This is a genomic window from Gemmobacter megaterium, from assembly GCF_900156815.1.
Classification (GTDB): Bacteria; Pseudomonadota; Alphaproteobacteria; order Rhodobacterales; family Rhodobacteraceae; genus Wagnerdoeblera; species Wagnerdoeblera megaterium.
Genome location: NZ_FTOT01000002.1, coordinates 145,609 through 159,257 on the forward strand (window position 1 = coordinate 145,609; position 13,649 = coordinate 159,257).

Sequence of the window (13,649 nt, forward strand, 5' to 3'; positions counted from 1 at the left end):
GGGAGGAGCCCCGGCATCTCCGTCGCTTCCCCCCCAGTCAGGCGACGCAATGCTGCAAAGGCAAAATAGGGGGGAAAAGTTTACATGGCAACTGACGAGTATGCGGCTGCAGCACTGTCCGAGAAGATGCAGGCAAACCTGCAACGGATCGAGCAGCTGTCTCAACGGCTGGTTGCGGCACTGACCCGCAAGCAGGCCAGCGACCCCGCGCTGGAAGGCCCCGATCCGAACCTTTACATGCAGACGGCATCGGCCTGGATGCAGGACGCCATGAAGAACCCGGCGAAGGTGGTGGAACAGCAGGTCGCCTGGTGGGGCAAGACGCTGAAACACTATGTCGAGGCGCAGCATGTGCTGACCCAGGGCAAGCTGGCCGCTCCGCCCGATCCGGGCCCGAAGGACCGCCGCTTTGCCAATCCGCTGTGGGACACCCACCCGTATTTCAACTTTCTCAAGCAGCAATATCTGCTGAACGCCAAGGCATTGCAGGATGCCGTCGCCGGAATCGAGACGCTGGAGCCCAACGACCGCCACCGGGTGGAATATTTCACCCGGCAGATCACCGACATGATGTCGCCCACCAATTTCCTGGGCACCAATCCCGACGCGCTGGAAAAGGCCGTCGAAACCGAGGGCGAATCGCTGGTCCGCGGGCTGGAAAACCTGGTGCGCGACATCGAGGCCAACAATGGCGAGGTGCTGGTCACGCTGTCCGACCCCGAAGCCTTCAAGGTCGGGCACAATATCGGCACCACCCCCGGATCTGTCGTGTTCCGCAACCGGATCCTGGAGCTGATCCAGTTCACCCCGACGACCGACAAGGTCCATCGCACGCCCTTGCTGATCTTTCCGCCCTGGATCAACAAGTTCTACATCATGGATCTGAAGCCCCAGAACAGCCTGATCAAATGGATCGTCGATCAGGGTTTCACGCTGTTCGTGGTCAGTTGGAAGAACCCCGATGCCAGCTATGCCGATTTCGGCATGGATGATTACATCCGCGAAGGCTATCTGGAGGCGATCGACGCCGTGAAGGCGATCACCGGCGAAGACAAGATCAACGCCGTCGGCTATTGCATCGCGGGCACCACGCTGAGCCTGACGCTGGCGATGCTGGCACAACGCGGCGATCCGTCGATCAAATCCGCGACCTTCTTTACCATGTTGTCGGATTTCTCGGATCAGGGCGAATTCGCGCCGTTCCTGACAGACGATTTCGTCGACGGGATCGAACGGGAATGCAAGATCAAGGGCGTGCTCGCCTCGCAGATCATGGCGCGGACCTTCAGTTTTCTGCGCTCCAATGACCTGATCTATCAGCCCGCGATCCGCAGCTACATGATGGGCGAACGCCCGCCGGCCTTTGACCTGTTGTTCTGGAATGGCGACAGCACCAACCTGCCCGCCCGCATGGCCGTGGAATATCTGCGGTGGCTGTGCCAGCAGGACCGCTTTGCCCAGGGAACCTATGAAGTGGATGGCACGCCCGTCTCGCCCAAGGAGATCAAGCTGCCGATCTGCGCCATCGGTTGCGAGACCGACCATATCGCGGCCTGGAAGGCCAGCTTCAACGGGTTGCGGCGGTTCGGCTCCAAGGACAAGACCTTCATCATGTCGCAGTCGGGGCATATCGCCGGCATCATCAATCCGCCGGGCAAGGACAAATATGGCCATTACACCAACGAGACCCCGATTTCGGATCTGACGCCCGACGACTGGCTGAAGGACGCGACCTTTACCAAAGGGTCCTGGTGGCCGCGCTGGGGCCAGTGGCTGGCCAAGCGGTCCGGGGCCATGGTGGCGGCCCGCGAGCCCGGCAGCGTCGCGGGCTATCCGGTGCTGTGCCCATCGCCCGGAACCTATGTGCTGCGCGAATCAGGCGGGTCGGCGAACGCCGAGACCTGACCCCGCAGCCGGGGCGCCCGACACCCTCGGGCGCGCCACAGCGGGCCACTTTCCCCGTGGCGGAACCAGTGATGCCCCGCCCCAGGGGCCAGGTGTCATCGGGCCGTTACCTGCGGGCCGAATGTGCCGCATCCGGGCCGCAGCCGCGGGGCCAGATCGGTGCAGCGTGGCGCGCGCCCGCAAGGTGCCGGTAAACCACCAATCTGACGCGGAATTTTCACGGCTGGCCAAGCTCCACCGCGTTGCAGGACCGTTGCGCAGCCCCCAGATACCCTAAGCGGAATAGTCAGGCAGCGGGCGGATATGCTGCATCGCAGCAATTCAGTTTCCCCAAGAACGGAAGGAAAATCTGCAACGCGGATTCAGGTTTCCGTTAGGTAAATCTTCTGCAACGCAGCGCCAAACCCCTTGCAATGCTGCACCGCAGCATGTATATGGAAGATCAGCGCAGAGCAGGGAACGGTCCCTGAACGCAGCAAGGAGAATTGACATGGCCAAGACCAATGATTTCACCAAGACCTTCCAGGACATGATGGCCGCATTCCCGGTCGACACCACGTCGTTCCAGGATGCCTTCAAGACCCAGGCCGCCCTGGCAGAGAAAATGTCGAAAGTCGCTCTGGAAGCCGCCGAGAAATCGACGGAAATCACCGCGAAATGGACCAAGGACACCATCGCCAAGATGGGCGAAGTGACCAAGGCCAAGACCGAAGCCACCGATTACAGCAAAGCTGCCTCGGACTTCGCCTCGTCGGCTGCCGAAATGGCTGCCGAGAACATGGCTGCCTTTGCCGAAGTGGCGAAGAAAGTGCAGATGGAAACCGTCGAGCTGATGCTGGCCGCTGGCAAGGACATGTCGGAAGACGCGACCGCCGCTGTCAAGAAAGCCACTGCCGACGTGACCACCGCCGCCAAGAAGGCCACGACCGCCGCCGCCGCGAAGTAAGGCGCCGGACCCCGGTTCCGACCCCAGCTTCCCCTCCCCTCCCATCGGGGACCGGACCGGACACAAGGCGGGCCTTTCAGGCCCGCCTTTGGTTTTTTCTGCACACGCTTGCATTTTTTCTGCACTGGCATAGGCTTGTCGCAATCAGACACCGGGGAGGGAGCCTATGGCCAATACCGACAAGCCGCTCTTAATCAAGCGCTATGCGAGCCGTCGGCTCTACAACACCGAGACCAGCGATTACGTCACGCTGGAGGATATCGCCGGTTTCATCCGTGCGGGCCGCGAGGTCAGCATCGTCGATCTGAAATCCGGCGACGATCTGACCCGGCAATATCTGTTGCAGATCATCGCAGAACACGAATCCAAGGGTGATTCGGTCCTGCCCATCAATGTTCTGACCGATCTGGTCCGCAGCTACACCACCGAAGTAAACAGCGTGGTGCCCCAGTTCCTGGCCGCCAGCTTCGAGATGCTGCGCGAGGGGCAATCGAAGATGTTCGAGAACATGGGCGTGTTCCCCAACCCGATCTCCACCGTGCCTGGCTTCGAGGCGATGCAGCGCCAGCAAGAAGCGTTCATGAAGATGATGGCAGGCTGGCGCCCCGGCACCTCCGGCCCCGAGCGCGAAGACGGCGACGAGGGCAGCGCCAAGGAAGAACTGGCCGACATCAAAAAGCAACTGGCGGCATTGCAGGCCAAGCTGTCCAAACTCTGACAGCACAAAGGGGGGCCGCCTGCCCCCCTCTCGCCCGTCACACCCGCAATACCCCCTGCACTCCGCAAGGCGATGTGCCAGAGGCGCCGCGTAAACCGCCCTTGGGCTCAGACGGCGCGAACCTCCTCGGCGGCCGCGATCAGCGCATTGGCCAGAAAGTCGATCTCCTCCGCCGTCAGCCGGGCCGGAAGCCGCAGATCGCAGGTGCGCAAAAGCATGGCGCGGGTCTTTGGCAACTCCGGTGTCTCGGCCAGGAACTGCCAGTTCCAGAACGCGCGCGCATTGTCGGGCGACAACCCGAACACATGGGCTGCCGCCCCGCGGCGCCGCGCGGCGGCTTCGAACCGGCGCGCCTGATCATCCGACCAGCCCCCGCGCAGGCGGAACTGAATGGAATCCGGCGCGCGCTGTTCGGGCGGCAAGGCCGGGGGAACGGCAAAATGCGCGGTCGCGTTCAGCCTGTCCGCCATGCGGTCGTGGTTGGCCCGGCCTTGCGCGACCCGGCGCGCGATTTCTGGCAGTTGGGGCCGGATCACCGCCGCAGAGAGATTCTGCATCCGCATGTTGTACAGCGGCAGCCGGTTCTGCCAGTGATGATAACTGTTCTGAAGGCCGGGATGCTTTTTCCAGTTGTATTCATAGGCGCCCGACATGATCACCGCCCGCGCGGCGATTTCGGGATCGTCGGTGACGAACATGCCGCCTTCGCCCGCATTCACCAGCTTGTAGGATTGAAAGCTGAAGGCGCCGATCCTGCCGATCGTGCCAATGTTGCGGCCCTGCCAGGTGGTGCCCAGCGAATGAGCCGCATCTTCGACCACGGGAATGTCACGCGCGCCGCACAACGCCATGATGGCATCCATGTCCGAGGTATGGCCGCGCATGTGACTGATCATCACCGCCGCCGCCCCGTCGAGCTTGGCCGCGAAATCGGCCATGTCGATGCGCAGGCTGTCGTCAACCTCGATCAGAACGGGGGTGCAATCCGCGTGCAACACCGCCGACGGCACAGCGGCAAAGGTGAAGGCGGGCACCAGCACCCTGGCCCCGCGCGGCAGGTCCAGCGCCTTGAGCGCGAGGAACAACGCCGCCGAACAGGACGACACCGCCAGCGCATAGCGCACCCCCAGCAGCGCGGCGAACTCGGCCTCCAGCCGGGCCACGGGCGCCCCTTCGGGCGCCGTGTAGCGGAACAGATCGCCAGAGGCGAGCAATCGCTCGATTTCGGCCATGGCGGCAGGCGGGATCGGTTCGGCGTCGTAGAGGTTGGGCGCCTGCGGCAGCAGATCGGCGGACATGGGTCATTCCTGATCGGGGGCCTCGCGGGCCTTCGGTGCACCGAATATACGCTGGAGCGGGGATTTTCCAGCGGCGCGTTGCACACCGGCGGTCAGATGCCCAGCCGGTCGCGCAGGGCAAACCATGTCATCGCCAGCACAAGCACCGGATGCCGCAACAGCGTGCCGCCGGGAAACCGCGGCGTGGGCAGACGGGCCATCACATCGAACCGTGCGGTCTGGCCTGCAATGGCCTCGGCCATGATCTGCCCTGCCATGGTGGCCAGTGCCACCCCGTGACCGGAATAGCCCGAAGCCGACAGCACATTCGGCTGCGGCCGGATGAAACAGGGGTTGCGCGTGGGCGTGATGGCCAGCGTGCCGCCCCAGGCATGGTCGATCCGCGCATCGGCAAGCTGGGGGTAGACCTGCAACATCGGCTTGCGCACCGTCGCCGGAATATCGGGAAACCGCCAGCCATAGCTTTCTCCCCCCCCGAACAACAGGCGCCCGTCAGGGGTCTGGCGCCAGTAGTTCACCACAAAGCGGGAATCGGCCACGGCCACCGGGCGCGACAAAGGCGCGCGGCTGCCCAGCGGCTCGGTCGCCACGATGAAATTGTTGATCGGCATGACCCGCGCCGCCACCTTTGGATCCAGCCCACCGAGATAGCCATTGCAGGCAAGAATCACATGGTCGGCCCGAACCTCGCCCGCCGCCGTGCGCAGCCGCGCCGGACGACCGGGCTCCAGCGCCAGAACCTCGCTGTCCTCATGGATCACCGCGCCCGCCGCTTCGGCAGCCCGCGCCAGCCCCAGCGCAAAGTTCAACGGATGAATATGTGCCGCGCCACCATCCAGCTCGCCCCCCGCATAGACATCGGTACCCAGCAGGCCGGCGGTTTCGGCACGATCAAGCGGCGCGATCTGGTCATACCCGTAGTCCTCGGCCAGATGCGCGGCATAGCGACGGGCCGCCTCGACCTCTGACATGTGCTGAAAGGCATGGGCAACGCCAGGACGCCAATCGGCGCCGGGCATGTCGCGGGCCAGGTCGCAAACCAGGGCCTTGGCCGATTCGGCGATCTGCCACAGATGGCGCGCATCGTCGCGGCCCAGCCGTGCGGCGATCCAGTCCTGATCAAGACGCTGGCCAGAACCCACCTGCCCCCCGTTGCGCCCCGAGGCCCCCCAACCCACGCGATGCGCCTCAAGCACCATGACCCGCAGCCCCTGCCGCGCCAGATGCCATGCCGACGACAGGCCGGTATAGCCGCCCCCCACCACACAGACATCCACACAGACTTCCCCCCGCAAGGCCACCCGGCGCGGCGCGTCCACAGCCGTCGCCGCGTACCACGAGGCCGGATAGCTGCCCGGACGGTCATTTGCATGAAGCAGGTTCATCAGCACTCTCCGAAATGCGCCGCGACCCTAGCCCTTCGCGGCCCGGTTGGAAATGGGCGCCCCGACCGGACCACACACCCAGCCCCCACCCGACCCTCCGGGAGGGGTATTTTTCGCAAGATGAAATCGCAACCGGGTTCGAGGTGCTTTCATCTTGCCAAAAATACCCCCGCCGGAGGCGTCCGCCGCAGCAACCGGGCCGTGTCATCAGGCAGAGGCACCAGCGCGCCGCGCAAGCGGCGCAGGGCCCAAGGCCACGGGAATGCCCTGGGGCATTCACACGGGTGCGGGAGCCCCCCTTGCCCGCCCCCCGGCCCGCGGGCTACGATGCGCGCATTCATCATCCGAGAGTTCCATGCTGATCGGCATCCTGCAAACCGGCCATGCGCCAGACGCCCTTGTCGCGCAATCCGGCACCTATCCCGACATGTTCCGCAATCTGCTGGCCGGGCGGGGCTTCACCTTCCGCGACTATGCCGTCGTGGACATGCAGTTCCCCGCAGACGTCCATGACTGCGACGGCTGGTTGCTGACCGGCTCGCGCCATGGCGCCTATGAGGATCATCCCTTCATCGCGCCGCTGGAGGCGTTCATCCGCCGCGCCTATGCCGCGCATGTGCCCATGGTCGGCATCTGCTTTGGCCATCAGATCATCGCCCAGGCGCTGGGAGGCAAGGTGGAGAAATTCGCAGGCGGCTGGTCTGTCGGCGCGCAGGACTACGATTTTGGCGGCGAGACCATCCGGCTGAACGCCTGGCATCAGGATCAGGTCACCGCCCTGCCCCCTGGCGCGCAGGTGGTGGCGACCAGCCCCTTCTGCACCCATGCCGCGCTGGCCTATGGCGACCGTGCCTATACCGTGCAGGCACATCCCGAGTTTTCGAGCGATTTCGTGTCCGGGCTGATGGACAAGCGCGGCAAGGGCGTCGTGCCCGAGGCGCTGATGGACGCCGCACGCGACCGGCTGGACCAACCGCTTGACGACCAGACCATTGCCGCGCGCATTGCCGCCTTTTTCAAGGCGCCGCGCGGCCAGAAAAGGTAATCCCCATGTCCGGTGAATGGACCGAGAAGCTGCCCGAAGCCGCCCGCGACTATGTCTCGGGCCGTCGTCTGGACGAGGTGGAATGCATCGTGCCCGACATTGCCGGGGTGGCGCGCGGCAAGGCGATGCCCGCCTTCAAGTTCGAGCATCAGAAGAGCTTTTTCCTGCCGACCTCGATCTTCTTGCAGACGATCACCGGCGAATGGGCCGATGCGCCCAAGGGCGAGGATGAATACAAGGAACCGGACATGACGCTGGTTCCCGACTTCACCACGGCGACCGCGGCGCCCTGGACCGCCGACATCACCTTGCAGATCATCCATGATGCGCTGGACCAGAAGGGCGATCCGGTGCCGACCGCGCCGCGCAACGTGCTCAAGCATGTTCTGGGGCTGTATGCGGCCGAAGGCTGGCGCCCGGTGGTGGCGCCCGAGATGGAGTTCTTCTTTGTCGCACCGAACCTCGACCCCAACATGCCGGTACAGCCCCCGATGGGCCGGTCCGGTCGGAGGGCGGCCGCCAAACAGGCCTATTCCATGAGCGCGGTGGACGAATACGGCAAGGTGATCGACGACATCTATGATTTTGCCGAGGCCATGGGGCTGGAGATCGACGGCATCCTGCAAGAAGGTGGCGCTGGTCAGGTGGAAATCAACCTCGCGCATGGCAACCCTGTCGATCTGGCCGACCATATCTTCTATTTCAAGCGGATGATCCGCGAGGCGGCGTTGCGCCACCAGTGTTTCGCCACCTTCATGGCCAAGCCGATCGAGGGCGAGCCGGGCAGCGCCATGCATATCCATCATTCGGTGGTGGACATTGCCACGGGACGCAACATCTTTTCCGACGAGCAGGGCCGCGAAACGCCGGCCTTCCTGCATTTCATCGCCGGAATGCAGACGCATCTGCCAGCCGCAGTTGCGCTGCTGGCGCCCTATGTGAACAGCTATCGCCGCTATGTTCCCGACTTTGCCGCGCCGATCAATCTGGAATGGGGCCGCGACAACCGTACGACGGGGCTGCGGGTGCCGATTTCCGGCCCCGAGGCGCGACGGGTGGAAAACCGGCTGGCCGGGATGGATTGCAACCCCTACCTTGGCCTCGCCGCCAGTCTGGCCTGCGGCTATCTGGGCCTGAAAGAAGGCAAGGCGCCGCGCCCGGAATGCACGGTCAATGCCTATATGGGTGCGGATGAGCTGCCGTTGAACCTGTCCGATGCCATCGACCTGCTGGAAGAGGATGCCGCGCTGGTCGAGGTGCTGGGGCCGGATTTCGTGGCGCTGTATGCCTCGGTGAAGCGGCATGAATACAAGGAGTTCCAGCAGGTCATCAGCCCTTGGGAGCGTGAGCATCTGTTGCTGAACGTCTGAGCCTCCCTGGCGGCGGGCGCCGCCGGTGCATAGCCGGATGCGGCGCCTTGGGGCCCTGGGCGGCGGATTTGGGTATTTGCGGCAAGATGAATGGGCAGGGCAGTCCTGGTCAGCGGATCAGGATGGCGCGGAAGTCGTTGACATTGGTGCCGGTGGGCCCTGGTGTGAACAGATCACCCAGCGCGTCGAAGGCCGTCCAGGCGTTGTTGTCAGCCAATAGAGCGGCGGGATCATGCCCGAGCGCGCGCAGCGACGCGGCGGTGCTGCCGGTGGCAAAGGCGCCTGCATTCTGTTCGGATCCGTCGATACCATCGGTATCGGCGGCCAAGGCGGCAAAGGGGAGACCCTCGGTGGCAAGTGCAAGCGCAAGCAGGAATTCCGAATTGCGCCCGCCCTTGCCCTGGCCCTTGAGCGTGACGGTGGTTTCGCCCCCCGACAGGAGGACGACGGGCCGGGCAAAGGGACGGTCGCGCAGCGCGACCTCGCGGGCGATGGCGGCATGGACGCGGGCGACCTCGCGCGCTTCGCCTTCGATCGCATCCGACAGGATGACGGCGGGAATGCCAAGGGCCTGAGCCTGGGCGGCCGCGGCCTCGAGCGACAGGCGGGCCGAGGCGATGACCTGAACGCTGGTGCGGGCAAAGGCGGGGTCGGCCGGGTCGGGGGCCAGTCCGCGATGACCTGCCAGCCAGTCGGCCACGGTGGGCGGCAGGTCGATGCGCCAGTTGGCCACCAGCGCGCGGGCCTGGGTGCGGCTGGTGGCATCGGGAACCGTGGGGCCAGACGCAACCTGCGCCGGATCATCGCCCGGCACATCCGACACCACCAGCGTAACCACCTGTGCCGGGGCGGCCGCCAGTGCCAGCCGCCCGCCCTTGATGCCCGAGACCTGCTTGCGGATCGCATTCATGGCCGAGATCGGCGCCCCCGATGCCAGCAGCGCGCGGTTCAGCGCCGCCTCGTCCTCCAGCGTCAGATCGCCGGGGGGCATGGGCAGCAGGGCCGATCCGCCGCCGCAGATCAGCGCCACGACCAGATCGTCAGGGCCAAGGCCAGACACCGCCTGCATCAGCGCGGCAGAGGCCGCAAGGCCCGCCGCATCCGGCACGGGATGCGCCGCCTCGATCACGCGGATATGCCGGGTCGGGCAGGCATAGCCATAGCGGGTGACGACCACCCCGGAGAGAGGGCCGTCCCACAGCGTTTCAAAGGCCGCTGCAAGTTGCGCCGCCCCCTTGCCTGCCCCGACCACCACGGTCCGGCCCGCTGGCCGCGCGGGCAGATGCGCGGCCAGGGCGCGGGCGGGATCGGCGGCCGCGACGGCCGTGTCGAAAAGGCGGGTCAGCAAGGTGCGGTCGGTCTGGTCCATGGGGCGACCATAGCGCCAATCCGCCGCGTCGCCAGCGGTTTTCGGGCCGCCTAGAACCAATCGGTATCCGGATCGGGATCGGGGATCGCCGCCAGCAATTCGCGGGTATAGGCGGCCTGGGGATGGGCAAACACCTCGTCGCAGGGGCCATCCTCGACGATCTGGCCCTGATAGAGCACGATCACCCGGTCACACAACCGCCGGATTACCGACAGGTCATGGCTGATGAAGGCCAGTGTCAGCCCCAGATCGCGCACCCGGTCCTTGAGGATGGCCAGCACCTGCGCCTGGCTGGAGACGTCGAGGCCCGAGACGATTTCATCCGCCAGGATGAAATCGGGCCGCAGCGCGATGGCGCGGGCGATGCCCACGCGCTGACGCTGACCGCCGGACAGTTCATGCGGATAGCGGCTGGCAAAGCTGCGCGGCAGTCCGACCTGATCCAGCGCGCGCAGGGCCGTCTCGTGCGGGGCCTCGACGCCGTGCAGGATCAGCGGGGCGGCGATGATCTGTCCCACCCGGTGACGCGGATTGAGCGAGGACATCGGATCCTGAAAGATCATCTGGATCCGCCGACGGTAGGGGCGCAAGGCCGCCTCGGGCAGATGCGTGATGTCGGTGCCCTCGAACAGCACCCGCCCGCCCGAAGGTTCGAGCAGGCGCAACAGCGCGCGGCCCAGCGTGGACTTGCCCGACCCCGAGCCGCCGACGATGCCCACGATCTCGCCGCGCCGGATGCGGAAGGTCAGGCCCTTGAGGATCTCCAGCCGGGGGGCGGGGCCGAACAGCGGCTTGCGCGCCATATCGGCCAGCGACAGGCGCAGCCCTTGCACGTCGTAGATGTCATCCATGGCGCTGCATCCTGTCTGCGGCGGCCACCTCGGCCCGGACCGCCTGCACCACATGGTCGGGCACCGGGGTCAGGCTGGCGGCGGGGTCATCGTGGCGCGGGGTCGCGGCCAGAAGGGCGGCAGAATAGGGATGGCCCGGCGCCTTGAAGAACGACCGCACGTCGGTCTGTTCCAGCACCATCCCGCCATACAGAACCGTCATCTTCTGGCAGATCTTGGCGACCACCCCCAGATCATGCGTCACGAACAGCAGCGCCGTGTTGTGGCGCGCCTGCATGTCGCGGATCAGGCGCAGGATCTGCTTTTGCACCGTCACATCCAGCGCCGTCGTCGGTTCATCCGCCACGATCAGCTTTGGCTCGGCCGCAAAGGCCGATGCGATCAGGATGCGTTGGCGCATCCCGCCTGACAATTCATGCGGGTAGCAGCGCAAGACCCGGTCGGGATCGGGGATCTGCACCTCGGCCAGACTCTCGCGCGCCCGGTCGCGCGCACGCGCCTTGTCCCAGCCCAGAATGTCGACCAGCCGGTCGGTGATCTGCGGCGCGATGCGGCGGCTGGGGTTCAGCGCCGTCAGGGGATCCTGCGGGATCAGCGCCGCCTTGGCCCCGATGCGTTGGCGGCGCAGCCGGGGCGGCAGGGCCAGCAGGTTTTCGCCATCCATCTCGATCACGCCGCCCAGCACCTCGGCCGAACGTGGCAGAATGCCCAGGATCGCCTTGCCGATCATCGACTTGCCAGCACCGCTTTCCCCGACCAGCCCCATCACCTCGCCTGCATCCACAGACAGGGAAACGCCGCGCAGCAGCCGGTCGCCGGTGCCTTTCAGGCCGACAGTCAGGTTCTCGATATGCAGATAGCTCATCGCAACACCGGATCAAAGCGGTCCTTCAACCCTTCGCCCAGTTGGGAAAAGGACAGGACGGTCAGGAACAGCGCAACCAGCGGGACCACCAGCACCCACCATGCCTGATGGATCGAGGTGCGCCCCTCGGCGATCATCCCGCCCCAGGTGGGCTGGTCGGTCGAGATCGACAGGTTCACAAAGGACAGGATCGCCTCGACAATCACCGCAATGCCCATTTCCAGCGTCAGCAGCACCACGATGGTGGGCAGCACATTGGGCAGGATTTCCACCAGCAAGGTGGAAAACCGCCCCCGTCCCGCCACCTGCGCCGAGGCGACATAATCCATTGCGCCCTGCCCCATCGCCTCGGCCCGCACCACGCGGGCAAAGCGCGTCCAGTCGATGATCACAATGGCAATGATGATCGAGGTCAGCCCCGGCCCCATCACCGCGATCAGCAGGATGGCGAACAGCACCGGAGGAAAGGCCATCCAGATGTCGATGAACCGCGACACCACCATATCCACCCAGCCGCGATAGAATCCCGCCAGCAGCCCCAACGCGGCCCCCAGCACTGCCGTGGCCAGCCCGGCGACCAGCGCCACGGCAAAGGCCACACGGGCCCCGTGCAACAGGCGGCTCAGCACATCGCGCCCCAGTGAATCGGTGCCCAGCCAATACAGCGGATCGGCCCCCTGCACCCAGAAGGGCGGCATCCGCCCGGCGAACAGATCCTGCGCCAGCGGATCATGCGGCGCGATCCACGGCGCCAACAGCGCCGCCCCCGCCGCCAGCATCAGCCAGCCGCCCGACAACCACAGCCGCAGCCCTGCCCGGCGCCTGACCCTGGAACGTCCGTCAAGCATGGCGCAACCTCGGGTTCAATACGGTATACAGCAGATCGACAATCAGGTTCACCCCGGTGAAGATCAGCGCGAACAGGATCACGATGCCCTGGATCAGCGGCAGATCGCGGTTGATCACCGCATCAATGGCCATGTTGCCAAGCCCTTCATAGGAAAACAGCCGCTCGATGATCACCGTGCCACCGATCAGAAAGGTGAACTGCACCCCCACCAGCGTCAGCGTCGGCAGCACCGCATTGGGCAAGGCGTCGCGCGTGATCACATGGGTCTCGTCATAGCCCTTGGTACGGCTCAGCGTGACGTAGTCCAGATGCATCGTCTCTTTCAGGCTCTGCTTGAGCAGTTGTGCGATGATCGCCGCCAGCGGCAGCGCCAATGCCACCGCCGGCATGAACATATGCGCCACGATGTCGGCCCACAGATCGAACCGCAGCCGCAGCACGCTTTCGAACAGATAGAAATTGGTGGTGAACGGCAGGTCCAGGCTGGGCGAGATGCGCCCCGAAATGTGGAACACCGGCCACAGCACCCCGAACAGCAGGATCAGCACCAGCCCCCACAGGAAATCGGGCACCGACAGCGCCATACCATTGCCCACATCCACCGCCGCCTCTGTGCGGCCGCCCCGGAACCGGGTGCCGATCAGCGCCAGCGCGCCGCCCCAGACCACCGCCAGCACCAGCGCCATCACTGACAGCTCCAACGTGGCCGGTAGCCGCCCCAGCACCAGGCCCAGCACCGGCTGGCGCGTGCTGATCGACGTGCCGAAATCGCCGCGCAGCACCCCGCCCAGCCAGATAAAGAACTGCTCGGCAATGGATTTGTCCAGGCCATACAATGCCTTGAGCCGCAGCTCATCCTCTGGCGTCGCGCCAGGGGGCAACATCATGGCAATCGGGTTTCCGGGCACCACCCGGATGACGACAAACACGATCACCGCCACGCCCAACAGCGTGACCAGCGTGCTTGCCAGCCGCAACAGACTTCTTCTCAGCACAGGACGACCCCTGACATGCACGACACCACGCGGGCGCCCTGCTTCGCTCTGA

At 65.3% G+C, this 13,649-nt stretch carries 12 protein-coding genes; 5 read left to right on the forward strand and 7 right to left on the reverse strand.

The window, feature by feature from the left end; translation table 11 throughout:
- Positions 1 to 84 precede the first annotated feature (84 nt).
- The 3 genes from BW970_RS05170 (at position 85) to phaR (ending at position 3,569) form a co-directional block, all read left to right on the forward strand.
- Positions 85 to 1,905, forward strand: coding sequence for a PHA/PHB synthase family protein (locus BW970_RS05170; protein ID WP_076529360.1), 1,821 nt, complete (start codon positions 85 to 87; stop codon positions 1,903 to 1,905).
- Between the two features lie 490 nt (positions 1,906 to 2,395).
- Positions 2,396 to 2,851 carry a Phasin gene (locus BW970_RS05175; protein ID WP_076529361.1) on the forward strand — a complete coding sequence of 152 codons (456 nt, stop codon included), beginning with the start codon at positions 2,396 to 2,398 and terminating at the stop codon, positions 2,849 to 2,851.
- 166 nt (positions 2,852 to 3,017) lie between these two features.
- Positions 3,018 to 3,569, forward strand: a complete 552-nt coding sequence (gene phaR, locus BW970_RS05180; protein WP_076529362.1) for a polyhydroxyalkanoate synthesis repressor PhaR — start codon at positions 3,018 to 3,020, stop codon at positions 3,567 to 3,569.
- 107 nt (positions 3,570 to 3,676) lie between these two features.
- Here the strand turns inward: phaR and BW970_RS05185 are convergent, their stop codons facing one another.
- Both BW970_RS05185 and BW970_RS05190 read right to left on the reverse strand, forming a co-directional pair.
- Positions 3,677 to 4,867, reverse strand: a complete 1,191-nt coding sequence (locus tag BW970_RS05185; protein WP_076529363.1) for a DegT/DnrJ/EryC1/StrS family aminotransferase — start codon at positions 4,865 to 4,867, stop codon at positions 3,677 to 3,679.
- A gap of 92 nt (positions 4,868 to 4,959) precedes the next feature.
- Positions 4,960 to 6,252, reverse strand: coding sequence for an NAD(P)/FAD-dependent oxidoreductase (locus BW970_RS05190; RefSeq protein WP_076529364.1), 1,293 nt, complete (start codon positions 6,250 to 6,252; stop codon positions 4,960 to 4,962).
- Between the two features lie 355 nt (positions 6,253 to 6,607).
- Here BW970_RS05190 and BW970_RS05195 point away from each other — a divergent pair, with 355 nt between their 5' ends.
- The gene (locus BW970_RS05195; RefSeq protein ID WP_076529365.1) at positions 6,608 to 7,297 is read left to right on the forward strand and encodes a type 1 glutamine amidotransferase; all 690 of its coding nucleotides are present in this window, start codon (positions 6,608 to 6,610) and stop codon (positions 7,295 to 7,297) included.
- 5 nt (positions 7,298 to 7,302) lie between these two features.
- Entirely contained in the window at positions 7,303 to 8,667 is a 1,365-nt protein-coding gene (locus BW970_RS05200) for a glutamine synthetase family protein (protein WP_076529366.1), read from the forward strand.
- A gap of 109 nt (positions 8,668 to 8,776) precedes the next feature.
- Here the strand turns inward: BW970_RS05200 and BW970_RS05205 are convergent, their stop codons facing one another.
- The 5 genes from BW970_RS05205 to BW970_RS05225 are packed head-to-tail and all read right to left on the reverse strand — an operon-like array spanning position 8,777 to position 13,597.
- Positions 8,777 to 10,036, reverse strand: a complete 1,260-nt coding sequence (locus BW970_RS05205) for a glycerate kinase type-2 family protein (protein WP_076529367.1) — start codon at positions 10,034 to 10,036, stop codon at positions 8,777 to 8,779.
- A 50-nt stretch (positions 10,037 to 10,086) separates the two neighbouring features.
- On the reverse strand, positions 10,087 to 10,887 hold the full coding sequence (locus tag BW970_RS05210; protein ID WP_076529368.1) for an ATP-binding cassette domain-containing protein: 801 nt from the start codon (positions 10,885 to 10,887) through the stop codon (positions 10,087 to 10,089).
- Positions 10,880 to 11,752: an ABC transporter ATP-binding protein gene (locus BW970_RS05215; protein WP_076529369.1), complete on the reverse strand. Its 873-nt coding sequence runs from the start codon at positions 11,750 to 11,752 to the stop codon at positions 10,880 to 10,882. Before BW970_RS05215 ends, BW970_RS05210 begins: the two co-directional genes overlap by 8 nt.
- Positions 11,749 to 12,600 carry an ABC transporter permease gene (locus tag BW970_RS05220; protein WP_076529370.1) on the reverse strand — a complete coding sequence of 284 codons (852 nt, stop codon included), beginning with the start codon at positions 12,598 to 12,600 and terminating at the stop codon, positions 11,749 to 11,751. Before BW970_RS05220 ends, BW970_RS05215 begins: the two co-directional genes overlap by 4 nt.
- Positions 12,593 to 13,597: an ABC transporter permease gene (locus tag BW970_RS05225; RefSeq protein WP_076529371.1), complete on the reverse strand. Its 1,005-nt coding sequence runs from the start codon at positions 13,595 to 13,597 to the stop codon at positions 12,593 to 12,595. The genes BW970_RS05220 and BW970_RS05225 overlap by 8 nt, the downstream gene beginning before the upstream one ends.
- Between the last annotated feature and the right edge of the window lie 52 nt (positions 13,598 to 13,649).

Coding starts and splice junctions, on each gene's coding strand:
- BW970_RS05170 (WP_076529360.1), top strand. CDS start 85: ATGGCAACTGACGAGTATGCGGCTGCAGCACTGTCCGAGAAGATGCAG.
- BW970_RS05175 (WP_076529361.1), top strand. CDS start 2,396: ATGGCCAAGACCAATGATTTCACCAAGACCTTCCAGGACATGATGGCC.
- phaR (WP_076529362.1), top strand. CDS start 3,018: ATGGCCAATACCGACAAGCCGCTCTTAATCAAGCGCTATGCGAGCCGT.
- BW970_RS05185 (WP_076529363.1), bottom strand. CDS start 4,867: ATGTCCGCCGATCTGCTGCCGCAGGCGCCCAACCTCTACGACGCCGAA.
- BW970_RS05190 (WP_076529364.1), bottom strand. CDS start 6,252: ATGAACCTGCTTCATGCAAATGACCGTCCGGGCAGCTATCCGGCCTCG.
- BW970_RS05195 (WP_076529365.1), top strand. CDS start 6,608: ATGCTGATCGGCATCCTGCAAACCGGCCATGCGCCAGACGCCCTTGTC.
- BW970_RS05200 (WP_076529366.1), top strand. CDS start 7,303: ATGTCCGGTGAATGGACCGAGAAGCTGCCCGAAGCCGCCCGCGACTAT.
- BW970_RS05205 (WP_076529367.1), bottom strand. CDS start 10,036: ATGGACCAGACCGACCGCACCTTGCTGACCCGCCTTTTCGACACGGCC.
- BW970_RS05210 (WP_076529368.1), bottom strand. CDS start 10,887: ATGGATGACATCTACGACGTGCAAGGGCTGCGCCTGTCGCTGGCCGAT.
- BW970_RS05215 (WP_076529369.1), bottom strand. CDS start 11,752: ATGAGCTATCTGCATATCGAGAACCTGACTGTCGGCCTGAAAGGCACC.
- BW970_RS05220 (WP_076529370.1), bottom strand. CDS start 12,600: ATGCTTGACGGACGTTCCAGGGTCAGGCGCCGGGCAGGGCTGCGGCTG.